Raw genomic sequence first — 24,828 nt, forward strand, 5'->3', positions numbered from 1 at the left:
ATTTAATAACTGATCTTACACCCCACGAAATAACTTCTGGGAATCCCCGGGCCATAGATATACCCGGCATCCCGGTGCGCTCCCTTGTCGAAATCATCTTGATAGGAGTCGAAGATATTCTGGACTCCAGCATTTACCTGTAAAGTCACGGACTTGAAGATCGGGAAGTCATAAGCCAGCTTGAGATTCAAGTCGAAGAAATCACGAGTCTTCTCCTCACGATCTTCCGGGATATAACCCGCCAAGTGCTGCACCAACATACTTCCCGTATATGTACCCGTCAAGGAAGCGGAGAAACGCTTGACCGGCGTGAAGGTAGAAGTGAAATAACCATATACGTCCGGAGAGCGGAACATCTTCTTCTGCGGGGTGATATTCGGGTTCTCGCTCCATTGCTCTGCCTCCTTGTAGCCGCTCCGTTGCAAAGTAGCGCCCGCCTGTATCTGCATCCAAGAATAGGCCATCTTACCCTCCAGATTGATACCCATCACACGGGCACCCTTTCCATTACGGCGTTCCATCAGCAGGTTATTGTCCTCGTCACGGCCGATCTCCTCCAAGATAAACACGTTCCGTAAATCCGTATAGAAACCTTCCACCAAGAAATTCACTTGAACCGGGCCGAAGCGATGATAAAAATCTACGGAAGCACTCACGCTCTGCGAATTCTCCTCCTTCAAGTCCGGGGAGATCTGGATGATCGCCACGTCGCCACCCACGGCGGTGATATGCAAATCCTCGTCGAACGCTTGAGGAGCCCGGAAACCGCTGGAGTACGACATACGCAGGTTGATATCCTTCGTCGGATTGAAACGCACGTTCGCACGAGGGCTAAAGATCACGTGATCCATCATATTATGCTTATCCAAACGGCCACCGATCAAGAAACTCCAACGATCATTCTTCCACTCGTTCTGGGCAAAAGCACTACCGATATGCACGGTCTGGGCGATCGTACGGTTATAACCAAGCATCTCGTCCCGCAAATCATCGTAGCTATATTCAGCACCTCCCGTAAAGGTAGCGGGCATAAAAAGGCATTTGTCCCATTCGTAGGAGTATTGGGCGCCACCGATAAAGGTCATGTCCGTCGTGTTACCATAGGCGTTCGGATCTTTTCCGGCACCGTAATAACTCTGGCGTTTCGTATGCTGGGCGGAGGTATACACATTCAGCCGATGATGGTAGTCGCGAGAGAAAAGATCGAATTTCAGGCCTCCCCCGTTGATCTGGTGGTCGGTCTGCTCGGTGATATCCGTCTCATGAGGCGGAAGATCCAATAAATTACCGCCCCGGCGGAACTCGCTGATGTTATGGTACTCGAAAGTCAGCTTGGAGTAATTGCTGGTCTTCAAGTAAGAACGAAATCCTAGGGTCTTCCCCTCCAGCTTACCAAGCTCTGAGTAGCCGTCGCCATCATGGTCGTAAGAGGCACGGTGGCGGCCCTGCCCGAAGAGGTAGATACCCGCCTTATGATCGTCCGTCACCAACGAGGCGTTCACGGTGGTATTGTTATCCGGGCGGCTTCCCCCGATCATCGTCAACGAATGGGCGATCTGGGCGGAGTTGCGCATCGGCTCCTTCGTGATGATATTGATCGTACCGGCGATAGCGGACGAACCGAACAAGGCCGAGCCTCCTCCGCGCATCACCTCCACCCGCTCGATCATATTCGCCGGGATCTGCTCTAAGCCATATACGCCGGTCAGGGCGCTGAAGATCGGCCGGCTATCCACCAAGATCTGGGTATAAGGGCCCTCCAGACCATTGATACGTACTTGTTGGAAACCGCAATTCTGGCAGTTGTTCTCCACACGCACGCCGGGCTGGAAATTCAAGCCGTCGGCCAAGGAAGTCGCGTGTGTGGTCTCGAACACCTTGGAGTCGAGCACGTTTACCAAGGAAGGAGCCAGACGGCGGGTCGTCTCGTTACGGTTTGCCGATACGACAACACCGTCCAAGGAGACAGCGTCTTCCTCGGCATTGAAATTAATCTCCAATGTCTTCCCTTTCTTAAGGTTCACCGTCTTCTCCTCGGTTTTATATCCAATAGACTTCATGACCAAGGTATATTTCCCCTCAGGAAGATTTTTCATATAATAATGACCGGTCGCGTCGGTAGTCGTACCGATTGTCGTACCGTGGAGATAGACATTGATAAAAGAGAGATGCTCTCCTGTTTTCTTATCGAGGATATGACCTACGATATTAGCGTCGGAAGGATTCAGGGAAACATGATCGTCTCCCTCTGCCCACGCTGACGTAAAGATACAGCACAGGCATAGTATAAGTGTAATAAACTTATTCATTGCTTGATTAATAGTTGTTTGAATATTAATGATTACGAATTGCCGAGGAGACGGGGCATGCCCCGTCTCTACAAACGGATATTGATTTCTGGATATGTAATCAAACAACTGGGGGAGCCCGCAGGTATCGCAGTCCCTCAACGGAAGTGACATGATCCGGATAGACCGGAGACTCGGAAAGATTAGATACTTCTAAAGAATAGAATTGTAAACGTAACGGGTGAATCGCCCCGTCCATCACGTGAATAGACGAGAGCATATGAAACAACTGTATCTCCGCCAGAGAGGCATGATGATGGCAAGTACCGTCCGCCGTCTTCTTGAAAGGGTGCGCATGCACGATGGTCGTACCATGCTCCACATGGACGTGCGTAAAAAGCGAGACGCTGCTATAATACGCGATAAAAAGTACCGGCAGCAACCACTTTATATATTTAACCATCGTTTCCCTCACCCTGTATCATCGTTATTTCGTGGGCAAAGATACTACAATTTTTTTAATTGCTTTGTTTTATGTATTTTCGCGCTTCTAAAGCAAAAAAGAAACTCTTATGAATTGGTTACTTGAGACGCTTGCAGAACCCTCGATGATACAGGCCGTGGCTGTCATTTCTATCGTGGCGGCGGTTGGTGTGTATTTAGGGCGGCTAAAGATATTCGGCATTTCATTAGGCATTACTTTTGTATTCTTCGCCGGTATTATGGCAGGGCATCTGGGCATTACCGTAAATAAGGACATGCTGAACTTCGCCCAGAATTTCGGGCTTATCGTTTTCGTATATACCTTGGGATTGCAGGTAGGTCCCGGTTTCTTCTCTTCCCTAAAAAAAGGCGGGGTGGAAATGAATACGATGGGATTAGGGGTGATCGCTTTAGGACTGATTTTGACGTTGGTGTTTCATTGGATAACAGGAATCTCCGTCCCCGTTATGGTAGGGTTGCTATCCGGTGCCGTAACGAATACCCCGGCCCTAGGTGCCGCCCAGCAAGCGCTCTTACAGATGGATCCGGAAAATACGAGGAACGTAACGGATATGGCTCTGGCCTGTGCCGTAGCTTATCCATTAGGTGTCGTAGGCGTAATTCTCGCTATTATCATCTTGAGGTCCTTATTCGCTAAAAAGACACAGGACACGCATAAGGAGCAAGACACGACAACAAACGTAGCGGAATTTCAGGTATTAAACCCCTCTATTTACAATAAGAGCATCCAGCAAGTCATGAAATTGACAGAGAAACATTTCGTGATCTCCCGCCTCTGGAGGAACGGAAAGGTGACGATCCCTACCTCTGAAACCATCTTAAAGGAAAAAGACCATTTGCTTATCATATCCGTAAAGGCGGATGTCGAATCCATCAAGGTACTTTTCGGAGAACAAGAGACTACGGACTGGAATAAGGAAGATATTGACTGGAACGCTATCGACAGCCAATTGATCTCCCGCCGTATCGTCGTAACCCGCAACCGGGTAAACGGGGTAAAGCTAGGCTCGCTCCGGCTCCGCAACCTATACGGGATCAACATCACCCGGGTGAACCGTGCGGGTATCGATCTGGTGGCCTCCCGTGACCTCCGTCTACAGATCGGGGATAAACTAACGATCGTAGGCGAGGCCAATTCCGTGAATAACGTGGGTAAGATCTTGGGAGACGAGCTGAAACGGCTGGATAACCCCAACCTGCTTGCCATATTCGTAGGACTTACGCTGGGCGTATTAATCGGGGCGATCCCAATTGCCATACCGGGAATGAGTACCCCCATCAAGCTGGGTATCGCCGGAGGACCGATCATCGTTGGAATCTTGATGGGTGCGTTCGGCCCCCGTTTCCACCTAACGACTTATACCACCCAGAGCGCGAACCTGATGATGCGGCAGTTTGGTATAGTGATCTATCTGGCGGGACTGGGAATCGACTCCGGAGCTCATTTCTTCGAGACCGTCTTCCGTGCCGAAGGATTGTTATGGATCGGCCTCGGTTTCCTATTGACGATCGTACCGGTCTTGATCGTCGGGTTCATCGCCTCTCAATTCTTCAAGCTAGATTACGCCCACAACATAGGTATGCTATGCGGAAGCATGGCCAATCCGATGGCCTTGAGTTATGCCAATACGACCGTCGAGGGTGACGAGCCTTCCGTATCTTACGCTACGGTTTACCCGTTATCCATGTTCATCCGGGTGATTTCTGCCCAATTATTGATCATGTTATTCACTTGACTGCTTAAAAAGTCTAACATTCGACCTGTTTTTTGTTTCACTTACCTTATCTTTGCAAGACATTTGAAACAATACTTTGATGAATGAATGAAACTATACTCAATGGGCTACTGAACTTGTTCGCTATATTTGCTTCGTTGGCAAAAATAGAAAGTGACCAAGCGCGTCAGGCCGTCAATTCTTACTTAACCAGTCACTTTGGTATCCGCTCCCATAAAGAATATATGGAGCTATTTGATGAGATACAAAGTGTTTACGATGATCCGGACTTCGATATCGATAGAGAGAGTGTTATTATCAACGTATGCAACCAGCTCAAGCCCAAATTGATTGCGGAAGACCAGCTATTGCTTCTTCTCCGTTTCATGGAGTTCGCCCATGGCAACAATGAAGGATTGAACGAGAACTTAGCCATTTTCCATAAGATCGCTACGATATTTAATATCGACACGGATACCTTCGACAATCTATACGCCTTTGTTGTCGGTAAAAAATCCCCCTCCATACTTACGATCAACGCTGATGATAGCGATAAAGACGTCAACCATATCTACAGAAGGGGGTTGGAGGGCGAGATACGGGTGTTGAGACTGACCCGGTTCGACCGAATGGTCTTTATCTACCAAGGCAGCGGACGGGTATTCATGAACGATATCCCGCTTACTTCCGGTATCTTCTATGGCTGGCAACGTAGCAGCGTAATCAAAAGCCCGCTATTCTTGCCGGTTTATTATAGTGATGTCCTCGATGTATTCAATCAGAATGAGCATAAGGAACGTATTTTATTAACCGGGAGGGATATCGAGTTCAGCTTCAAAAATAGCGAGAACGGTATGCACAATTTCTCTTTCAACCTTGAATCCGGCCAGTTGGTAGCCATCATGGGAGGAAGCGGCGTTGGTAAGTCTACCTTGTTAAGCATCTTAAATGGGAATATTATCCCCGGTGAGGGAAGTGTATGCTTGAACGGACATCCGCTGAGTGATCCGGAATGCAAGCAATTGATCGGTTTCGTGCCTCAGGATGACTTGCTGATCGAGGAGCTGACCGTATTCCAAAATCTATGGTATACCGCCCGCCTTTGTTTCACGAACCTGACCGAAAAGGAGATCGAGGATCGTGTCAATACGATACTGGAGGATTTGGATCTGAGCAAGATCCGGGATTTGGCCGTCGGGTCTCCAATCCGGAAAACGATCAGCGGAGGGCAGCGTAAACGTTTAAATATAGCACTGGAACTTATCCGTGAGCCGGCGATCCTTTATTTGGACGAGCCAACCTCCGGCCTCTCGTCCACCGACTCCGAGAAGGTCATCATGCTGTTAAAGGAACAAACGCACCGGGGACGGCTCGTGGTTGTCAATATCCATCAACCTTCGTCCGAGATCTATAAGTTGTTCGATCGCCTGTGGTTATTAGATACCGGCGGTTACCCGATTTACGACGGTAACCCGATCGAGGCGATCACTTATTTCAAACGGATCGCCAATTACACCGATCAGGATATCAGCGTGTGCGGCACTTGTGGAAATATCAATCCAGAATTAATCCTAACTATTATCGACGCAAAAAAGATAGACGATAGCGGAAACCAGACAAACATCCGGAAGATAACTTCAAAAGAATGGCATGAGTTATATGTAGCTTCCCGCCCGAAGTTCCAAGAGGTTAAGCCTACCCCCCTGCCCCCGAATCATCAGCAGAAGCCCTCGATCTGGAAGCAATTCTGTATCTTCTTGGAAAGAAACATAAAAACCAAGCTGACCAATAAGCAGTATTTGTGCATCGCCTTACTGGAGACTCCTTTATTGGCGGTGATCGTGGCCCTGCTCACCCGCTTCGTACCCGATGACGGGTATTCTTTGCTGGCGAACAAAAATCTGGTATCCTACATTTTCATGGCGGTGATTGTCGCTACTTTCACGGGATTAAGCATCAGCGCCGAAGAGATCATCAAGGACCGGACGCTCCTAAAGCGAGAACGATTCTTGCGATTGAGCCGAGGCAGTTATCTCTCGTCAAAGATGTTCTACCTGCTTTGTATCTCAGCGATCCAAAGTTTGCTATTCATAGTGGTAGGAAATTTATTGATAGGCATCGGAAGCGAGATGTTCCTTACTTGGTGGATCACGCTATGGGCAACCTCATTCCTCGCCAACCTGACAGGTTTGGTACTATCGCAATCCTTAAACTCGATCGTAGCGATCTATATAACGATACCGCTGCTTTTAATCCCGCAGATTTTACTTTGCGGCTTAGTTGTCAAGTTCGACGATTTGAGCAGGAGCGCATCCAGCCGGAACATAGTGCCCCTTATCGGTGAGGTTATCCCCTCACGTTGGGCATTCGAGGCGTTGGTTACGGAACAATTCCGGAACAACAGCTACAACCGCCTATTTTTCACGGTCGAAAAAGAAAAGTTCCTAGCGCAATATTACCGGAATGTCCATGCCGACGAGGTGCGCAGCCTCATAAACAGCCTCAACCTGATCCCGGAGAAACGGGAAGAGAACACCCGGACGATCCACAACGAACTGGCCGTACTATCCCGTGCCGCCCGTATCGCCCCCTATACGTCCAAAGAGAGTTACGAGAGCTATATGGATAAAGTAGAAAAAGCCCTGCATACCCGTAGCGATAATTTCACGGCGTTATTAGAGAAAAAACGGAAAGAGGTCATTCAAGAACACGGCTCCGAATGGTTGAACACCTTGAAAAAGGAACATCATAACTCAGCCATCGAGGAGCTGGTACTCAACTCAACCAGTACCCAATTCTATAAGGAGGCTCACAACCGGATCTATCCCAAAATCGGGCAGATTTATCTGGAACCGGACAATAATTGGGGACGTGCGCCTTTCTATAGTCATGAGAAAAAATTCGCCGGTTATACATTTTCTACTTTTACATTTAATTTATTAATGTTAGGAATCTTTGCTTTATTGGTAATTATATCTATCTTCGCAGAGTTTCCCGGCAAGTATTTAAACAAAGGGAGCGATTAATGACAAAATATATAATCTAAAAATAAAGAATAACATGAAAAAGAGTTTTGTTAGCCTGCTAACCATAGCAGCGATTACATTTGGAATGGTATCTTGCAACAGCAGTAAAAAACAAGACGCCGCTGAGCAAAAAGTAGAGGAAGAAGCAGCTATCGCAGGAGAAGTATCTAAAGGTCTGCTTACTGCCGAGTTGAAAGACGAGGTTACTCGTTTCTTGAAAGATATGCCGGATTCGGAGTTGCCTTACAAAGTATCTACCGGCGAGGTTACGATCTCTGTCGCTAATACTGATTTTATGTTGCCGGTCAGCAAGGTTTCCGAATTGAACACACAAGCCCAGAAAGCACGTGCTTGCGGTATCTACTTCGCAGACTTGAACGTATTGAAGGCTATGAAAAAGCCGACTACAGATATCGAGAACGTATTGGTTAAATTGACTACGGATCTGGACATTCCATTCGCTATCGACATCATGAAAGAGTCCGCTCCCGCTAACGCCAGCAAAGAGGAGTTAAGCAAATTCATGAAAGACCAAGAAAACAAATTGATCGACGCTATGATGGAAAATGATAAGGCTGACGTTGAGCTTGAGTTGTTAGGGGGCATGGCTGTAGAATATGCCATTGTATACGCAAACCCGGGCTTGGTTGTTAAAGGCGACGCTATTTCCGCCGGTTTGAGCGAGAATATGGAAAAACGTATCGGTATCATCCAGCAGATCACAGCCGACTTAGCTAAATATTATCCTGACTTGGAGCAATTAGGAACTACAATCGCTCCGTTAAGCGGAATGGTAGCAACCATAAATACGGCTCGTGAGTCAAAAGCTAAGATTGAGGAAATGCGTGCGAATCTATTGAAGTAATATAAACCTCATATCATAAAAAGTGTATGGTGATAACATCATACACTTTTTTTATATCCCTTCGGATATCACTGCAACAGGCCTTACAATAGTACTGCAACCCTTATGCAATAATGCTGCAGCACCTATGCAGTAACACTGCAACGCCCATGCAGTATCCTATATCTTATGAGTTTTGATAAGTACCCTATCCCCATTTTCCAGAGTAGTAGCGAAAAGATAGATAGTTCCTCCATCCACAATTTTAGTTCGCTTACGTAACTCATCCACCGAGAGGGGGAAATTACGGACTGTGATATTCGCTTGGGGAATCTGCCTCGACAAGGTCTTACATTGTTTATTCGTAAAGGGGATCACTTCGTCTACCACAAAAGAACGTCCCGGAAAACGAGGAACAACCTCATCCGACGCATATAAATGACTGCTGACATGCAATTTATTCAATCCAAAACGAGTGGCGACCGCTTTAAACGCACCCGCCTTCAAGATGGAAGCGTTCGGTTCGTATAAATAACGCTTGACTTCTCCACGGATGGAAGCGACAGCTTTCCGTTCTTCCACCAATGAGAACGCAAACAATTCCGGCTCTTCCTCCGAAGTGAAATTCACGCAACAGATTTGAGGACTCCCGCCTTTCGAGCCTCGCTCCAACACAAACAAAAGCTCCTTACATTCATTTTTCACCGAAAGCACCTGTATGGCTGTCACATCCGGAAGCAAATCCAACGTCATATGAATATCCGCCATCGGAGATAATTTAGCGATCACCTTAGAGGCATGACCAAACAAGACAGGAACCAACTTTGTCAAGTCCGGCTCGCAATCTTGCAGCGCAAAAACCCGCTTATTCCCCTCTCCCCTACGAGCCGGATCGATATAAAACACATCTATTCCATCGATCTTATCTATTAACTCCGTAGAATCGCCATTCAATACCGTTACGTTACCAACGTCTAGCACCTTGAAATTATGGATAGCCGCCTCGCAATAAGCGGGAAAGCGTTCGATATAGGTAACCTGCCGTACTTTCCGGGAGAAGAAATAGCTATCGATCCCCAATCCACCAGTCAAATCACATACATGTGCCTGTGGATATACCAACCTCTGTTTGTACAAGGCAGTCTGTTCCGAGGAACATTGCTCCGCCGCTATCTTCGCCGGAAAAACCAGTCGATCGTTTTGATACCATGAAGGTAGTTTATCCTTGATCTGCCGCCGAGATTTTAATTGATCCACCACGAAAGGGATATCGATCCCCGGATAACGAGAGGCGGAAAGCAACAGACGATTCAAATCATCCGACGCATGTTCCTTGATAAATCGTGAAAGTTCCTCTATTTGTTCCATCCTTTGTCAACCTATACGTTCTTTAGGCAAAGTTAGCGTAAAACGGCTACCTTTACCATATTCTGACTTCAATTGTATCTCACCGCCGAAACGCTGCGCTATCACTTGGCAAATCGCCAGTCCGAGTCCAGTGCCTTGCGCAAACTCATCCAATTTGCAAAAACGATCAAAGACTTGCTTCTGTTTCTCCTCAGGGATGCCGATACCAGTGTCTTCTACATAGATATGAAGGCAGTCGCCTTTCGTACAGAAATAGTATCCAACTTCTATATAGCCCGAAGTCGTGAACTTGATGGCATTATTGATAAAATTAGACAATACTTGTTTCAGCCGATAAGGATCTACCGCCACAACCACCGGGATCTCGGGGACACGCATGCGTAGCTCTACCCCCTCGGGCATCATCAACTGGAAAGTACAATAGATTTCATTGATCAAGACATTCAAATCATGGCGATCGAAAACAAAACTCATCTTTCCAGATTCCATACGGGAAAGATCTAAAATATCATTGATCAGTTTCAATAGTAAGTCGGAGTTCGTATTAATCAATTTCACGAACTGCTCACGCTCTTCCGGCTCCAAGACCTCTTCCGAGTTCATTAAATTCGAGAAACCGACAATCGCGTTCAGCGGCGTACGGATCTCATGGCTCATATTCGCCAAGAAAGCCGACTTCATCCGATCCGACTCCTCGGCTTTTTCCCTCGCAGAGATCAATACCTCCTCCGTATCCTTGATATTTTGGATATTCAAACATAAGCCATTGATTACATACCCATCATTCGCATCCTCTAAGCTTCCGTAACGAAATTCCCACCATTGGTAACCTTTCCCGTTAAAATCGCAACGATATTGAAGGATATGATGAGAGATTGTACCCGTACAAATGAAATCAATCAAGGAGCGCAAACTCTGCCTGTCGTCCGGATGGACCATCTCGTAAAGCTCATCCAAAGGAATTTCCCGGGGAGAAGTATTCACATAGCTAAAGAACTCGTTGTCAAACCGGAAAGTTCCAGACTGTAATTCCCAAGCGAATATATTACCCCCTTCCAACGCTAAAGAAAGATGCTCTTTCTCCTGCTTTAAATTAGCGAGCACCTCTTTCCTTCGTCTAGCTTCCCGCCAATAGAGATAAAACAAATAACCGATCAATGCCAACAATAAGATCACACCCAAGGAAGAGGCGATAAAAACCTCTATCTTATACCGTTCGGAAATAGGCATATTTATGACATGAACATTAGTAGGGACCTCTTCCTTTGAAATACCTAAACGTTGCATCTCTACCCAATCATACAGATACTCTTTGGGACTCTCTACGATCGGAACGGAAGAGACAGGCGTACCGGAAAGAATTTTAGCCGCCAACCTAGCCTGTTCCGCCGCTTGCATGCGGTTCGAGCAAAAATAGCCTCCCAGAACTTCCACGTTTATATTAAAGATTTCCCGCACTGCCGTAAATGAAGGAGTCACGAACATCTTAGACAAGCCTGCGGATGTATAGTCATAACGGATATTGAAAAATACGCAATAAGGATAGGTACCATTAATATTACTCAATAAAAACTCCCCATTGGCTTTACGAAAAGGCATGAAATGGATTATATTTTTCGAAGGACGTATCGCCTTCATTCTCATCTCGGTTCTAAACATCATGGAATCCACCTTAAAGTCCGGATCATTTAATTGGAAAGCCAATTGATTATAATCCAACACATACCGGCTCGTATCGACCGCTTTTATCAACTCCCGGAAAGCCAACTGCCCTAAGGAGGTCTTATCATAATTGATATAAATGCGAGACTTTCCCATTTGCCGATCGATCAAACGAAGGTTCTCCTCATAATCAATCTTATCCCAGCTACCTGTTACATTCGGATATTCTTCCAGCAAATCCCAATTAGGGAAATTGACGCCAGAGAAAACAACCGGAACTTTCTTTACAAAAGGATGGCCGCATTTCATCAACGTATAGGTAGCCTGATCATCATTCACCAATATGATGTCGGGCTTCCAAAGACGGATCGTATCGATAAAGTTATACATCCGTTCCTCTTCCTCCTCAGCCATATAACACTCGCAGTCGAGATAAAACGTACGGATGTCCGCATTCACCCGATTTTTTCCCAGCTCTTTCCGGATATCTGAGTTTAATTCCAGATAGTTCTTATCATCCCACCGAAAAGATTGGATCACAAGCACACGGCTCCGCTTCGCCTCAGGTTTACACCCCAACGCTAATAAAAGCAGAATAAAAACACCCCCGACATTATTTAAGAATCTCATGTCCAAACTTTAAACAGTAAATGTGACAAAAGTACGACTATTTTCATTATTCACATTCATTAGCTGTATCTTTCTTTTCCCTCTTCCGTTCTAAAATGAATAAATATATAGGGATTGTCAAGGAAAAGCCGTATATTTGTCCATTGGTTGAAAACCTTGTAAACTGTATATTAACAAGATTAATTCTATTAGTAAATGGGAAGAGTATTAGTTATTGGTGCAGGGGGCGTAAGTACCGTTGCTGTTAAGAAAATAGCGATGAATGCGGATGTCTTCACGGATATCATGGTAGCTAGCCGTACGAAAAGTAAATGCGACAAGATCGCCGCCGATATCAAGAACGTGAAAGTGCAAACCGCACAGGTAGACGCAGACAACGTGCAAGAGCTTGTTGCCTTGTTTAACGCCTTCAAACCGGATTTGGTGGTAAATCTGGCCTTACCTTATCAAGATTTGCATATCATGGATGCTTGTCTGGAATACGGTGTTAGCTATTTAGATACGGCCAACTACGAACCGCTTGATGAAGCCAAATATCAATACAGCTGGCAATGGGCCTATAAAGATCGTTTCGAGAAAGCCGGTCTTACCGCTATCTTGGGATGTGGTTTCGATCCGGGGGTTACCGGCGTATATACAGCCTATGCGGCAAAGCATCATTTCGACGAGATACACTATCTGGATATCGTAGACTGCAACGCAGGAGATCACCATAAGGCATTCGCTACCAATTTCAATCCGGAAATCAATATCCGTGAGATTACTCAACGTGGCAAATATTTCGAGGATGGGGAATGGAAGGAGACCGATCCGTTAAGCGTACATAAAGCCTTGAATTATCCGAATGTAGGACCGAAAGAATCGTATTTGATGTATCACGAGGAATTGGAAAGTTTGACCAAAAACTTCCCGACCCTCAAACGGGCTCGTTTCTGGATGACTTTCGGACAGGAATACTTGACTCATCTACGTGTCATCCAAAATATCGGTATGGCTCGTATCGACCCGATCCTTTACAACGGGCAGGAAATCGTTCCGATCCAATTCTTAAAAGCCGTACTGCCGAACCCGGGTGATCTGGGAGAGAATTATACTGGCGAGACTTCCATCGGTTGCCGCATCCGTGGTATCAAGGACGGTAAGGAATTAACTTATTACGTATACAACAACTGTAGCCACCATGCCGCTTATCTAGAGACAGGAGCGCAAGGTGTTAGTTATACCACCGGTGTTCCCGCCATGATCGGCGCCAAATTATTTATGCAAGGCATTTGGAAGAAACCGGGCGTATGGAATGTGGAGGAATTCAATCCGGACCCATTCATGAAAGAGCTAAATGAGCAAGGTTTGCCTTGGCATGAATTGTTTAACATTGACTTAGAATTGTAATATGGCAATACAAATAGGCGATAAGGTTCCCGAGTTTTTGGGAACCGATCAAGACGGTAAAGAGGTAAAGATGAGTGACTATAAAGGGAAAAAAGTAGCGCTCTATTTTTATCCGAAAGATAATACGAGCGGTTGCACGGCGGAAGCATGCAGCTTACGTGACGGCTATCAAGCCTTACAAGCGAAAGGCTTCGAGATCATCGGAGTAAGCAAAGATAGCGCCAAATCGCATCAAGGCTTTATACAAAAGCAAAACTTACCTTTCCGTTTAATAGCGGACACAGACACGGCCTTACAAGAACAGTTTGGTGTGTGGGCTGAGAAAAAAATGTACGGACGTTCATACATGGGGACTCTCCGGACCACCTTTATCATTAACGAGGAAGGTATTGTTACCAATATCATCGGGCCGAAAGAGGTGAAGACAAAAGACCATGCAAATCAAATCCTTAATTTATAAGGGACACATATGGCAAAAGAAGAAAATTTGTTCGAAGAAAAAGCGAAAGAAGAAGGTGGTAAACCAGCCGCTAACACGGATAAGCTAAAAGCTTTACGTGCGGCAATGGATAAAATCGAGAAGAACTACGGAAAAGGTTCGATCATGAAACTGGGCGATGAAAGCATCGAGGATATCGAGGTGATACCGACAGGCTCTATCGCTTTAAACGCAGCGCTGGGCGTAGGTGGATATCCGAAAGGACGTATCGTCGAGATCTATGGTCCGGAATCTTCTGGTAAGACAACGATAGCGATCCATGCGATCGCCGAGGCGCAGAAGAAAGGAGGTATCGCCGCATTTATCGATGCGGAGCATGCTTTTGACCGTTTCTATGCCGAGAAGCTAGGCGTTGATGTAGAGAACCTATGGATCTCCCAGCCGGATAACGGTGAGCAGGCCTTGGAAATAGCCGAGCAATTGATCCGTTCATCCGCCGTAGATATCATTGTTATCGACTCCGTAGCCGCATTGACTCCTAAAGCCGAGATTGAGGGCGATATGGGAGACAGCAAGATGGGTCTGCAAGCTCGTCTAATGTCGCAAGCCCTTCGTAAGTTGACGGCCGCGATCAATAAGACGAATACGACCTGTATCTTCATCAACCAATTGCGTGATAAGATCGGTGTAATGTTCGGAAACCCTGAAACGACGACAGGTGGTAACGCATTGAAATTCTATGCTTCTGTCCGTTTGGATATCCGTAGTATTGGAAAGCTGAAAGATGGTGACGAGATCAAGGGAAACCAAGTGCGTGTGAAAGTTATAAAAAACAAGGTGGCTCCTCCATTCCGCAAGGCAGAGTTCGATATCATGTTCGGTCAAGGTATCTCCCGTTCCGGAGAGATCATCGATCTTGGTTCTGAACTGAATATCATCAAGAAGAGCGGTTCATGGTACAGCTACAATGATACCAAATTGGGACAGGGTCGTGATGCGGCAAAACAATGTGTCGAGGACAATCCCGAATTGGCAGACGAATTATCCGAATTAATATTTGAGGCATTAAAAGCCAACAAGTAATTTGCGGGGGCGGGCAAACCCCGCCCCTATACAAAATTGTAATGAGTAATAAAGACAAATATCGTTTACTTTGCAATACTGAAAAAAATATACCGATCTTCTCACATGACTGGTGGTTGGATACGGTTTGCGGAGAAAAAAAATGGGATGTCTTGCTTATAGAACAAAAGGGAAGGATACAGGCAACCCTCCCCCTTTACGTCCCCCATTCCGATATTGTCTCAATGCCTTCTTACACCCAAACGATGGGCCCTTGGTTCGCCGCAAGTTCCTCCGACACGAAATATACGACCGAGTTAGGACGACGTCAAGAACTATGCAAACAATTCACGGAAGAACTAAAACGCTATCCGCACTTCCTGCAAAATTTCAATTATGACATTACGGATTGGCTTCCGTTTTATTGGGCGGGATATAACCAAACGACACGTTATACCTATTTATTAAAAAATATCCGGGATCATCAAGCGGTATGGGAGAATATGAGCCCCAATATCCGGCGAAATATTGCGAAAGCGCAGAATAAATACCATATATCCGTAAAAAAAGGGATTCCTTTGAATGAGTTCCTAGCTGTACAAGCCCAAACATTTGATCGCCAGCATGTACGAATCAAGGAAGACACGAATGTACTGAAAGACTTGATCGCCACTTGCCGGCAAAGAGGACAAGGTGATTTATGGGGAGGTTATGACGAGCAAGGCCATTTACATGCGGCCGCTTTCATCGTATGGCAAGATCGATCGGCTTACTATCTCGCAGGAGGAGGAAATCCGGCCTATAGAGGTTCCGGAGCGCAAAGCTACGTCCTGTGGGAATGTCTTCATTTCGTTTCTCAATTTACGACGGTCTTTGATTTCGAAGGGTCTATGCTACCCGGAGTAGAACGTTTCTTCCGCGAGTTCGGAGCTATCCAAACCCCATTTTTCACAATATCTAGGGGGAAATTGAGTTTATTAGACAGAGCACGCATTAAACTAAGCAAATGGGTATGAAAAATCGCACTTTACATTATATAATACGCTTTCTTGTAGGAGATGATGTCCCTAGCGAACTGGTGGAAACGATCGGGTACACGGCTGATCCCAATAAATTCGACCGATATAACGTCGTTATCATTCCATCCGGCTTCTTTGATGGACAAACATACGGGACTCCCGCTTCCTTACCGGAACTCCCCTTGCAAGAGGTTCAAGGTATCCCCTTGTTATTCGGCTCGCCGAAAGAGGAATGGATAAGAGATACATGGGTGGTTCATGCCGATATCATCGCAAGTACTTATTTTCTCATTTCCAGATACGAGGAGATGGTACGGCGTGGACTTCGGGATGAACATGGAAGATTTCCCGGTAAAGAGTCCTTGCCCTACCGGGCCGGTTTCCTGCATCGTCCGATCGTGGATGAATATCGCATGCTGCTTCATCGTTGGCTGCGCCAATCCCGGTTACGTGTACCCGAGGTAAAAAAGCAAATCCGGAAGATCTACCTCACGCACGACGTAGATTCTCCGACTCTATATCGTTCGTGGAAAGGTTTGATACGGTCTATTAGAGATAGAAGAGGTTTATATAAATCCTTTCAAGGTAAATTCGGTTCCCTTGAGAAAGACCCGTTTTATACCTTCCCTTGGTTTTTCCGCCAGAATAGTATCCTTCAGGACTTGATCGGGAAGGAACAATGTCACCCTATCCTATTTATCCGGAACGGGGGGAAAGCCAAGCACGACAAACCTCATTACGATTTGAGGAATAAAGATATTCGTAAATTGATAAAAAGTGCTTTAGAGCATAATGTAACTATTGGTTTGCATAGTAGCTACCAAGCGGGTACGACTCCCAGCCTTATCCGGAAAGAGAAAACCGGTCTGGAAGATCATATCGGTAAAAATGTTCGGTTCAACCGTCATCATTTCTTGGCAATCCGGGAACCGGAAGATATGGACCAAATAGAGGCTGCTGGGGTTACGGACGATTTCACCATGGGGTACGCCGATGTCTCCGGATTCCGGTTAGGGACTTGCTACCCGGTTCGTTGGATCAATCCGATCACCCGCCGGCTATCTCCTCTCCGACTACATCCGCTTATTATAATGGATTGTACCCTAGAGGAGGAGAAATATATGGGACTGGATTTTGACAGGGCTTTAACCTATTGCCGGAATTTAGTGGAACAAGTAAATAATGTAGGAGGTGAATTGGTTTTACTATGGCATAATGACTCCGTACAAGAAGGGTCCGGAAGTTATTTACGTAAATTATACGCCCAGCTATTAAAAGAATTAGCGAAGCAGTGAAAACAATAAAATCCCTGTATTCAAATAAATCAGAAAGAATGATTACTAATTGTAAAAATATTTTAGTCCTCGCCCCTCATACGGATGATGGGGAACTTGGGTTGGGGGGAACTATCTCACGCCTGATAGAAGATGGTAAAAAAGTGACCTATGTGGCTTTCTCCACCGCACAGCAATCGGTTCCCGAGGGTTTTCCGAAAGATATCTTGAAGACAGAGGTCAAGCAAGCGACCCAGACCTTAGGTATAGAACCGGAAAACCTAATCATATACAATTACGAAGTAAGAAAACTGGGATACGCAAGACAAGAGATATTAGAGGAGTTAATACGCCTGAAAAAAGTATCCGATTTTGACCTAGTCTTCATCCCTAGCTTGCACGACATCCACCAAGATCATACGACGATCGCCCAAGAGGGTCTACGGGCGTTCAAAAACACGAATATATTAGGTTATGAGTTAATCTGGAACAACTTGACATTCAATACACAATGTTTTGTAAGGCTGGAAGAGCGCCATATCGACGCAAAGGTAGAATCATTGAAAGCCTATAAATCGCAAGGAGCGAGAGATTATCTATCCAAGGACTTTATCTATTCATTAGCGAGAGCACGGGGTGTCCAAGCGGGATGTACCTATGCGGAAGCGTTTGAAGTCGTTCGTCTATTCTTATAACACTGATTGAATCCATGAATAAACTCCTTATCATATGTGATATGTTCCCACCCGCTTTCGCCCCCAGAATGGGATATCTATGCAAATATTTGACACGCATGGGATGGGAAGTTACCGTAGTGACAGAATACATAGAAGACAATACATTCGAATTCCTTACAGGGTATGCGGACGTGTATTGCGTCCGCTACTACAAAGCATCAGGAAAGATCTCAAAGCATATCGAATGGATGTGGGTCATGTTTCTAGACATCTTGTTTGGTTATAAAGACATGAGAATAATCAACGCATGTATTCCCTTAATAAAGACCAACCAGTACAAAGGAATATTGTGTAGCACATACCGCACCTTTCCTTTAACCGCCGCCAAGACGTTAGCGATCCATACCAACCTCCCTTTCGTCGTGGATTTACGAGATATTATCGAGCAATACGCCTCCAACGAATATATATCGCATAAATTCCATACATTTTCATGGTTAGACGCATTCATCACAAAGCGATTTCGCAAACGGTTACTTAGAAAGCGAAATAACGCTTTGGAGGTAGCGGATTGTGTCACGACCGTATCGCCTTGGCATGTGGAGGTACTCAAACAATATAATCCCAACGTAAGACTGATTTATAACGGATTCGATCCTGAGTTGTTCTATCCGCAACAAATCAAGACCTCCCGGTTTATCATTACCTATACCGGACGGTTGTTAAGTTTAGCGATCCGAAATCCGGAGTTATTATTTGCGGCCATCGCCCGTCTTACGGAGGACAAGGTCATTATCCCCGAAACTTTTCGAGTTGTATGGTATACCGATCAAGAGTCCCGCTCCATCATCCGCCAAGAGGCCGAACGACATGGGGTGCAATCTTTCATGGATTACCATGAGTATGTACCGGCATCCGATATTCCCCTCATCTTGAACAAAAGCTCGGTGCTGCTTTCCTTGACGAATAAGTTTGACACGTCTGGTCCAAAAGGCTTCATGACAACTAAGTTCTTTGAATCGCTTGCGGTAGAAAAACCCATCTTATGCGTACAGAGTGACGAGGCTTACCTCGCCGAAGCCATCAAGGAGACCCATTCCGGACTGGCCGCAACCCGGGTAGACGAGGTGTACGATTTCTTGAAACATTACTATGAGGAATGGCAGGAAAAAGGATATACGACCTCGCCCGTCAATCGGGATAAGCTATCGAATTATTCCCGGAAAGAGCAAGCTAGCCAATTTGCGCGTATATTTGAGGAGATTTAAGCAGATGGATAAATACCTCAACATAGTATCGTTCAATATACCTTATCCCGCCAATTACGGAGGGGTTATTGATGTGTATTATAAACTGGAAGCCTTGCGTGCTTGCGGCGTGAAACTCATATTACATTGTTTCGAATATGAACGTCCGCATGCACCGGAATTAGAAAGCATTTGCGACAAGGTTTTCTATTATAAACGCCGTACCGGGGTAATCGCTAATTTAACATGGCTCCCTTACAATGTATATAGCCGGAAAGATCATCGCTTGATCGAGAATCTTTTACAAAATGATTACCCGATCTTATTTGAGGGCCTCCACTCCTGTTATTATATGAACGATCCCCGTTTAAGAAACCGGATGAAGATATTCCGGGAGTGCAATATCGAGCACGATTATTATCGCCACTTGGCAAAGTCGGGCAAAGGATTGGTTCGCAATGCCTTTTTCAGGATCGAGGCCATGCGTTTCCAAGCCTATCAAAAAATAGCACGGTGCGCAAATCTGATAATCGCCGTATCCACGACAGACGCAGACTATTTACGAAAACAATTTCCCAATCAAAGGATCGAGTTCGTTCCTTGTTTCCACGAGAATAACCGGATTACGGCCGAACCGGGAAAATCCGATTATATTTTATATCATGGCAAGTTATCCGTTATCGAGAATGAGCGAGCCGTGTTATTTCTCACCAAGCATGTTTTCAGCCAATTAAAACATACCTGCATAATAGCGGGCATGAACCCGACCCGTTTGATACGAGAGGCAGCCGCTCCTTACCCACATATAAAAGTAGAAGCAAATCCCAGTAAGGAACGTATGGACGCATTGATCCACAACGCACAAATTCATATGCTAATCACATTTCAAGATACCGGCCTAAAACTAAAGCTTTTGAACAGCTTATTCGCCGGAAGGCATACGATTGTCAATCATCTCATGCTAGCGGGTAGCGGATTAGATCCTTTATGCCATATCGCCGATACGCCGGATGAGATGATACGGGCTTGCGAACAATTAATAGCCCTACCTATAGATAAAGAGGCGATAGATAAACGAAAACAATTATTGTTCCCTGCTTTTTCTAATGAAGATCAGGGGATACGTTTATACAAGATGATATATGATGAAAGAGAATAGAAGTGATTTATTACATACATTAACCGAACGTTTGAAAGCGATCGACTATAATAAATTACCGATCAGCGATTATAATAAGCGATACATCGGCAACTTAAAGCCGGCGTTAAGCTATTTCATGCATATATACGCAGATTGCCTACAAAGAGGACTTCAAGCGATACAAACCCCTATCTCCGATGTCACGCTAATCGATTATGGAGGAGGAACCGGCTTCCTTAGTATTCTGGCGAAATCCATAGGAATAGGACAAGTTATTTATATTGATCTTAACCCATCTTCCGTGGAGACGATCCAGCTATTGAAACAAATAATAGGAATAGGCCCCGATATCATACTCCATGGAGATTCAGATGTTCTTGCGGACTGGTGCGCAAGGAACAAAGTCTACCCCCAACTTTTAATCGCTACGGACCTGATAGAGCATGTCTATGATTTATCTTTGTTCTTCAAGGATTTAATCCATATAAACGATTCCATGTATCTACTATTCACGACAGCCTCTACACCATTCAACCCGTATGTCCAACAACGGTTACATAAGATGATGGTCGGATGCGAAAGTGGATCTTTGGAATCCTCCAACTATTATACATTACGAGAGCAATTCATAACGAAACTTTGCCCGGATTTCTCCCCAAAAGAAGTAGAGACATGGGCCCGACAGACTAGAGGCTTGACCTATCCCGATATCCAAAAAGCGATCGAGAAAAAGAGTTTACCAAGCCCGGAAGACCCATACAATACTTGCGATCCGGCTACAGGTAATTGGACCGAACGAATCCTTCCCATACAGACTTATGAGGACTTATTGGCACCCTACCAGTTCAAGCTTAAAGTAGAGAAAGGATTTTATAACGCAGACCGAAGCAACCCAGTTCTTTCCTTGATATGCAAAGGTATCAACGCATTGATCCGCAACAGCGGCTCCTTTGGTTTTCTATTGGCACCATTCATCATTCTCTCCTGCGGCAAGGAGCGAGCAGATGCCATCTAGAACATATTCACGGGTCAAGTCCTCAGCTTTCAAGATCTGGTCGTTCCACTGCAATAAATCAATATCTATCGGCACACGCCCACAGGATTTATCTTCCGGCTTACGTCCGATGCAGCATTCTATATCTTTCAAGACATCCTTTATTCGCGCCGGACTCTCCTCGCTATACAAAACAGCCACTCGATTCAAAAATGTAGTTGATAATGGACAATCGATCGGTTCCGTATAAACTGGCTGAGAAAACTGTATAAAAACAAAATGAGCACGCAGCATCTCCGCCGCGCGCTCCATATTTTTCTCTTTATCCCAATTAGAGCCTAAGCACAATAGAACCCGGTTTCGTTTATTCTCCATCTCCGGCTAAAAGCGTTTAGTCATTCTTATGATTATTCAAGAATGTATTGATAAAACCGATCAACTTCACGAAAGAAGCGGAAAATTGTCCGGTATCGCTATTACGGATAGAGATAAATTTCTCCTTACCTTCCGTGGTAAATGAAACCTGATACATGATATCCCCTAAATCCCGGTTCGTCTCCTCCTCAAAGCCATAAGAGTCTTTCATCTTAAAGAAATTACATTTTTGCAGAATCGGTTTTAAAGAAGCAAACTCCTCGTCAGTCAATGTCCCCTCCATAATTTTAGGATCTCGTTTCTTGGCGAAATTATCCATATAATAATTATACTCCTCGATACGGAATGTCTTGTCACTATCAAACAGAACCATTAGTTTGTAGTTATCTACACTTTCCATACTATAACTAAAAGAGAAATCCTTCAATTCTTTTTTACAGCCTGTAAAACAAGCAGACAGAAGAACCAATAAGGTGGCGAACAAAGTAATTCGTAGTTTCATTTGTCTAAAGTTGAAATTTGTGGCACAAACATACATAAAATACTCGAAAAACAACCCATGGAAATAAAAAAATACCTATTAGTTGGTATTGGTGGTACGAAGTTTTCAAGCTACCTTCGCGTAACATTTAATAGGACATGAGATTATCAGAACTTCGCACAGGCGATAAAGGTGTTATAGTAAAGGTAATGGGTCGCGGAGCTTTCCGCAAACGCATTATCGAGATGGGATTTATCAGAGGGAAAGAAGTGATCGTTATACAAAACGCTCCGCTCAAAGACCCTATTCACTATCGTGTAATGGGATATGATGTCTCATTGCGACGCTCGGACGCCGCATTGATCGAAGTCGTTAGCGCGGCGGATTTCGAAAAGGAACAAGCTACCTCGGTACAAGATACGAACAGGAGCGCAGACTCTTTTATCCTGCCTTCCGGCAATGAATTGCAAGCCATCGCATTACATAAAGGAAAAACAATTAACGTAGCCTTGGTTGGTAATCCGAACTGCGGAAAGACCTCTCTTTTCAATTTTGCGTCTGGAGCACATGAGCATGTGGGTAATTATAGCGGCGTGACCGTAGATGCCAAGGAAGGAACCTTCCAACAGAATGGCTATACATTCCGCATCGTAGATTTACCGGGTACTTACTCCCTATCCGCTTACACGCCGGAAGAATTATACGTGCGCAAGCATTTGAATGAAGAGCAACCAGACGTGGTGATCAATGTTATCGACGCATCCAATCTGGAGCGAAACCTATATTTGACCACCCAACTGATCGATATGGACGTTCGCATGGTAATCGCCTTAAACATGTATGATGAGCTGGAACGCCATGGTAATAAATTCGATCATGAGTCCTTAGCGAAAATGATCGGGGCACCGATTATCCCGACCGTAAGTAAAACAGGCTTTGGCATAGAAGATTTGTTCAACCGTGTAATCAAGGTATACGAAGAAGAAGATCCTGTCATCCGTCATATCCATATTAATTACGGAGAGTCTTTAGAGAAAGGGATCAGCAATGTTAGGAAGACCTTGAAAAATAGCGTGGATATACCCAAAAGCTTGTCAAAGCGCTATCTATCTATCAAGCTATTAGAGGGAGACCGGGAGATAGAGACATTTATAAAAACGCTGCCCGGTGCTGAAACGATCTTCCAAGAAAGAGACCGTAATACAGCCCTAATAGAAAAGTTATTGCAAGAGGATTGTGAGACCGCATTCACGAACGCACGCTATGGCTTTATTTCCGGAGCGTTGCGTGAGACTTACGAGCAAAATACGATCAAAGAGGCAACGAATACGCAGATCATCGATCTATTCGTCACGCATAAAGTCTTAGGCTTCCCTATCTTTATCCTATTCATGTGGATCATGTTCGAGGCCACTTTCCGTTTGGGAGGCTATCCGATGGAATGGATAGAGGCATTGGTCGAGGTGATCGGTAATTTCGTGCGCGGCCATATGTCGGAAGGACCTTTGAAGGATCTTCTCGTGGATGGTATCATCGGTGGCGTGGGAGGTGTTATCGTGTTCCTGCCGAATATCTTGATTCTGTATATGTTCATATCGTTCATGGAAGACTCCGGATATATGGCACGTGCGGCTTTTATCATGGATAAGATCATGCATAAGATGGGACTGCATGGAAAGTCGTTCATCCCTTTAGTGATGGGATTCGGTTGTAACGTTCCTGCTATCATGGCCTCCCGTACGATAGAGAGCCGTAATAGCCGGATGATAACGATGTTGGTAAATCCGTTGATGAGCTGTAGCGCCCGCCTGCCGGTTTATGTATTGCTGACCGGGGCGTTTTTCCCGAAGAACGCCAGCTTTGTGTTATTAGCTTTATATGTATCCGGAATCTTGCTGGCAGTTATCATGGCCCGTCTTTTCAAACGCTTCCTGTTTAACGAGGAGGATGTTCCTTTCGTAATGGAACTCCCCCCCTACCGGATGCCTACCGGCAAATCCATCATGATCCATATGTGGGAGAAAGCGAAACAATACTTGCACAAGATGGGAGGTATCATCTTGGTCGCTTCTATCGTCATCTGGTTCCTTGGGTATTTCCCCAGACATTCGGAGAGCGGAGATCAGTTTGATCGCCAGATAGCGGAGATCGAAAATACGGAGTTGGATTCTCAAGAAAAAACAGATACGATAGAGGAGTTAGAACGCTTGAAGGCAATCGACCACCAACAAAATTCGTACATCGGGCGTATCGGCCAGACGATTCAACCGGTCTTGGCTCCCTTAGGATTCGACTGGAAAATGAGTGTAAGCTTACTTACCGGTATGGCGGCGAAAGAAGTTGTTGTCAGCACGTTAAGCGTATTATACACGGGGAATGCCGATGATAACAGCCAAGCCCTGTCGGAGCGTTTGAAGCAAGACCGTAACGCAGAAGATAATTTGGTATTCACACCGCTCATAGCGATTAGCTTAATGCTTTTCGTCTTGATTTATTTTCCGTGCATAGCAACTATATCGGCTATTGTCAACGAGTCTGGCTCATGGAAATGGGGTATATTCGTTATCATTTATACTTGTGTCCTAGCATGGATCGTTTCTTTCATTGTTTATCAAACGGGAAATTTCTTTGTGGGTTTATTCAGCCAAGAACTTTCCTATGTTTTATTTAGTTATATATAGGAGGTAAATTTA

General features: G+C 45.2%; 19 protein-coding genes. 13 read left to right on the top strand and 6 right to left on the bottom strand.

Annotated elements, in window-relative coordinates:
- Positions 1 to 2 precede the first annotated feature (2 nt).
- Both DWY79_RS06970 and DWY79_RS06975 read right to left on the bottom strand, forming a co-directional pair.
- Positions 3 to 2,309, bottom strand: coding sequence for a TonB-dependent receptor (locus tag DWY79_RS06970; RefSeq protein WP_122369079.1), 2,307 nt, complete (start codon positions 2,307 to 2,309; stop codon positions 3 to 5).
- Positions 2,310 to 2,409: 100 nt separating this feature from the next.
- On the bottom strand, positions 2,410 to 2,763 hold the full coding sequence (locus tag DWY79_RS06975; RefSeq protein ID WP_005868159.1) for a hypothetical protein: 354 nt from the start codon (positions 2,761 to 2,763) through the stop codon (positions 2,410 to 2,412).
- Between the two features lie 97 nt (positions 2,764 to 2,860).
- On the opposite strand from DWY79_RS06975, the gene DWY79_RS06980 reads away from it, so the two are divergent.
- The 3 genes from DWY79_RS06980 (at position 2,861) to DWY79_RS06990 (ending at position 8,398) form a co-directional block, all read left to right on the top strand.
- Positions 2,861 to 4,528, top strand: coding sequence for a putative transporter (locus DWY79_RS06980; protein WP_005868157.1), 1,668 nt, complete (start codon positions 2,861 to 2,863; stop codon positions 4,526 to 4,528).
- 83 nt (positions 4,529 to 4,611) lie between these two features.
- Complete coding sequence (locus tag DWY79_RS06985; protein ID WP_122369080.1) at positions 4,612 to 7,533, top strand: ATP-binding cassette domain-containing protein; 2,922 nt, start codon at positions 4,612 to 4,614, stop codon at positions 7,531 to 7,533.
- Positions 7,534 to 7,567: 34 nt separating this feature from the next.
- The gene (locus tag DWY79_RS06990) at positions 7,568 to 8,398 is read left to right on the top strand and encodes a hypothetical protein (protein ID WP_005868153.1); all 831 of its coding nucleotides are present in this window, start codon (positions 7,568 to 7,570) and stop codon (positions 8,396 to 8,398) included.
- A gap of 159 nt (positions 8,399 to 8,557) precedes the next feature.
- On the opposite strand, the gene DWY79_RS06995 is transcribed toward DWY79_RS06990, so the two are convergent.
- Together DWY79_RS06995 and DWY79_RS07000 are read right to left on the bottom strand one after the other, a co-directional pair.
- Complete coding sequence (locus tag DWY79_RS06995) at positions 8,558 to 9,745, bottom strand: class I SAM-dependent methyltransferase (protein ID WP_122369081.1); 1,188 nt, start codon at positions 9,743 to 9,745, stop codon at positions 8,558 to 8,560.
- A gap of 6 nt (positions 9,746 to 9,751) precedes the next feature.
- Positions 9,752 to 12,037, bottom strand: coding sequence for a HAMP domain-containing sensor histidine kinase (locus DWY79_RS07000; protein ID WP_122369177.1), 2,286 nt, complete (start codon positions 12,035 to 12,037; stop codon positions 9,752 to 9,754).
- Between the two features lie 195 nt (positions 12,038 to 12,232).
- Here DWY79_RS07000 and DWY79_RS07005 point away from each other — a divergent pair, with 195 nt between their 5' ends.
- Genes DWY79_RS07005 through DWY79_RS07045 form a run of 9 tightly spaced genes read left to right on the top strand, consistent with a single transcriptional unit; the run spans position 12,233 to position 21,300 of the window.
- Positions 12,233 to 13,426, top strand: a complete 1,194-nt coding sequence (locus DWY79_RS07005) for a saccharopine dehydrogenase family protein (RefSeq protein ID WP_005856184.1) — start codon at positions 12,233 to 12,235, stop codon at positions 13,424 to 13,426.
- Position 13,427: 1 nt separating this feature from the next.
- Positions 13,428 to 13,886, top strand: a complete 459-nt coding sequence (gene bcp, locus DWY79_RS07010) for a thioredoxin-dependent thiol peroxidase (protein ID WP_009017848.1) — start codon at positions 13,428 to 13,430, stop codon at positions 13,884 to 13,886.
- Between the two features lie 9 nt (positions 13,887 to 13,895).
- Positions 13,896 to 14,948, top strand: a complete 1,053-nt coding sequence (gene recA / locus DWY79_RS07015) for a recombinase RecA (protein WP_008771841.1) — start codon at positions 13,896 to 13,898, stop codon at positions 14,946 to 14,948.
- Between the two features lie 41 nt (positions 14,949 to 14,989).
- A complete protein-coding gene (locus DWY79_RS07020) occupies positions 14,990 to 15,943 on the top strand; it encodes a GNAT family N-acetyltransferase (protein ID WP_005868142.1) in 954 nt (317 codons plus the stop codon).
- Entirely contained in the window at positions 15,934 to 17,241 is a 1,308-nt protein-coding gene (locus tag DWY79_RS07025; RefSeq protein WP_008771839.1) for a polysaccharide deacetylase family protein, read from the top strand. The genes DWY79_RS07020 and DWY79_RS07025 overlap by 10 nt, the downstream gene beginning before the upstream one ends.
- A 38-nt stretch (positions 17,242 to 17,279) precedes the next feature.
- Positions 17,280 to 17,915 (top strand): PIG-L deacetylase family protein, encoded by a 636-nt coding sequence (locus tag DWY79_RS07030; RefSeq protein WP_005868139.1) that lies wholly within the window; start codon positions 17,280 to 17,282, stop codon positions 17,913 to 17,915.
- A gap of 14 nt (positions 17,916 to 17,929) precedes the next feature.
- Positions 17,930 to 19,165, top strand: coding sequence for a glycosyltransferase (locus DWY79_RS07035; RefSeq protein ID WP_005868138.1), 1,236 nt, complete (start codon positions 17,930 to 17,932; stop codon positions 19,163 to 19,165).
- 4 nt (positions 19,166 to 19,169) lie between these two features.
- Complete coding sequence (locus DWY79_RS07040; RefSeq protein ID WP_122369178.1) at positions 19,170 to 20,303, top strand: glycosyltransferase family 1 protein; 1,134 nt, start codon at positions 19,170 to 19,172, stop codon at positions 20,301 to 20,303.
- Complete coding sequence (locus DWY79_RS07045; protein WP_122369082.1) at positions 20,287 to 21,300, top strand: class I SAM-dependent methyltransferase; 1,014 nt, start codon at positions 20,287 to 20,289, stop codon at positions 21,298 to 21,300. The genes DWY79_RS07040 and DWY79_RS07045 overlap by 17 nt, the downstream gene beginning before the upstream one ends.
- On the opposite strand, the gene DWY79_RS07050 is transcribed toward DWY79_RS07045, so the two are convergent.
- Positions 21,244 to 21,654, bottom strand: a complete 411-nt coding sequence (locus tag DWY79_RS07050) for a 2-amino-4-hydroxy-6-hydroxymethyldihydropteridine diphosphokinase (protein ID WP_005856158.1) — start codon at positions 21,652 to 21,654, stop codon at positions 21,244 to 21,246. The genes DWY79_RS07045 and DWY79_RS07050 overlap by 57 nt on opposite strands.
- 16 nt (positions 21,655 to 21,670) lie before the next feature.
- Positions 21,671 to 22,156 carry a hypothetical protein gene (locus tag DWY79_RS07055; RefSeq protein ID WP_008771835.1) on the bottom strand — a complete coding sequence of 162 codons (486 nt, stop codon included), beginning with the start codon at positions 22,154 to 22,156 and terminating at the stop codon, positions 21,671 to 21,673.
- Between the two features lie 137 nt (positions 22,157 to 22,293).
- Here DWY79_RS07055 and feoB point away from each other — a divergent pair, with 137 nt between their 5' ends.
- Positions 22,294 to 24,816 carry a ferrous iron transport protein B gene (feoB, locus tag DWY79_RS07060; RefSeq protein ID WP_122369083.1) on the top strand — a complete coding sequence of 841 codons (2,523 nt, stop codon included), beginning with the start codon at positions 22,294 to 22,296 and terminating at the stop codon, positions 24,814 to 24,816.
- Positions 24,817 to 24,828: the final 12 nt, after the last annotated feature.

This window comes from Parabacteroides sp. AF27-14, assembly GCF_003635425.1.
Classification (GTDB): domain Bacteria; phylum Bacteroidota; class Bacteroidia; order Bacteroidales; family Tannerellaceae; genus Parabacteroides; species Parabacteroides distasonis.

Excerpts from the sequence above, each read along its gene's own strand:
- DWY79_RS06970 (WP_122369079.1), bottom strand. The coding sequence starts at position 2,309 with ATGAATAAGTTTATTACACTTATACTATGCCTGTGCTGTATCTTTACG.
- DWY79_RS06980 (WP_005868157.1), top strand. The coding sequence starts at position 2,861 with ATGAATTGGTTACTTGAGACGCTTGCAGAACCCTCGATGATACAGGCC.
- DWY79_RS06985 (WP_122369080.1), top strand. The coding sequence starts at position 4,612 with ATGAATGAAACTATACTCAATGGGCTACTGAACTTGTTCGCTATATTT.
- DWY79_RS06990 (WP_005868153.1), top strand. The coding sequence starts at position 7,568 with ATGAAAAAGAGTTTTGTTAGCCTGCTAACCATAGCAGCGATTACATTT.
- DWY79_RS06995 (WP_122369081.1), bottom strand. The coding sequence starts at position 9,745 with ATGGAACAAATAGAGGAACTTTCACGATTTATCAAGGAACATGCGTCG.
- DWY79_RS07000 (WP_122369177.1), bottom strand. The coding sequence starts at position 12,037 with ATGAGATTCTTAAATAATGTCGGGGGTGTTTTTATTCTGCTTTTATTA.
- DWY79_RS07005 (WP_005856184.1), top strand. The coding sequence starts at position 12,233 with ATGGGAAGAGTATTAGTTATTGGTGCAGGGGGCGTAAGTACCGTTGCT.
- bcp (WP_009017848.1), top strand. The coding sequence starts at position 13,428 with ATGGCAATACAAATAGGCGATAAGGTTCCCGAGTTTTTGGGAACCGAT.
- recA (WP_008771841.1), top strand. The coding sequence starts at position 13,896 with ATGGCAAAAGAAGAAAATTTGTTCGAAGAAAAAGCGAAAGAAGAAGGT.
- DWY79_RS07020 (WP_005868142.1), top strand. The coding sequence starts at position 14,990 with ATGAGTAATAAAGACAAATATCGTTTACTTTGCAATACTGAAAAAAAT.
- DWY79_RS07025 (WP_008771839.1), top strand. The coding sequence starts at position 15,934 with ATGGGTATGAAAAATCGCACTTTACATTATATAATACGCTTTCTTGTA.
- DWY79_RS07030 (WP_005868139.1), top strand. The coding sequence starts at position 17,280 with ATGATTACTAATTGTAAAAATATTTTAGTCCTCGCCCCTCATACGGAT.
- DWY79_RS07035 (WP_005868138.1), top strand. The coding sequence starts at position 17,930 with ATGAATAAACTCCTTATCATATGTGATATGTTCCCACCCGCTTTCGCC.
- DWY79_RS07040 (WP_122369178.1), top strand. The coding sequence starts at position 19,170 with ATGGATAAATACCTCAACATAGTATCGTTCAATATACCTTATCCCGCC.
- DWY79_RS07045 (WP_122369082.1), top strand. The coding sequence starts at position 20,287 with ATGATGAAAGAGAATAGAAGTGATTTATTACATACATTAACCGAACGT.
- DWY79_RS07050 (WP_005856158.1), bottom strand. The coding sequence starts at position 21,654 with ATGGAGAATAAACGAAACCGGGTTCTATTGTGCTTAGGCTCTAATTGG.
- DWY79_RS07055 (WP_008771835.1), bottom strand. The coding sequence starts at position 22,156 with ATGAAACTACGAATTACTTTGTTCGCCACCTTATTGGTTCTTCTGTCT.
- feoB (WP_122369083.1), top strand. The coding sequence starts at position 22,294 with ATGAGATTATCAGAACTTCGCACAGGCGATAAAGGTGTTATAGTAAAG.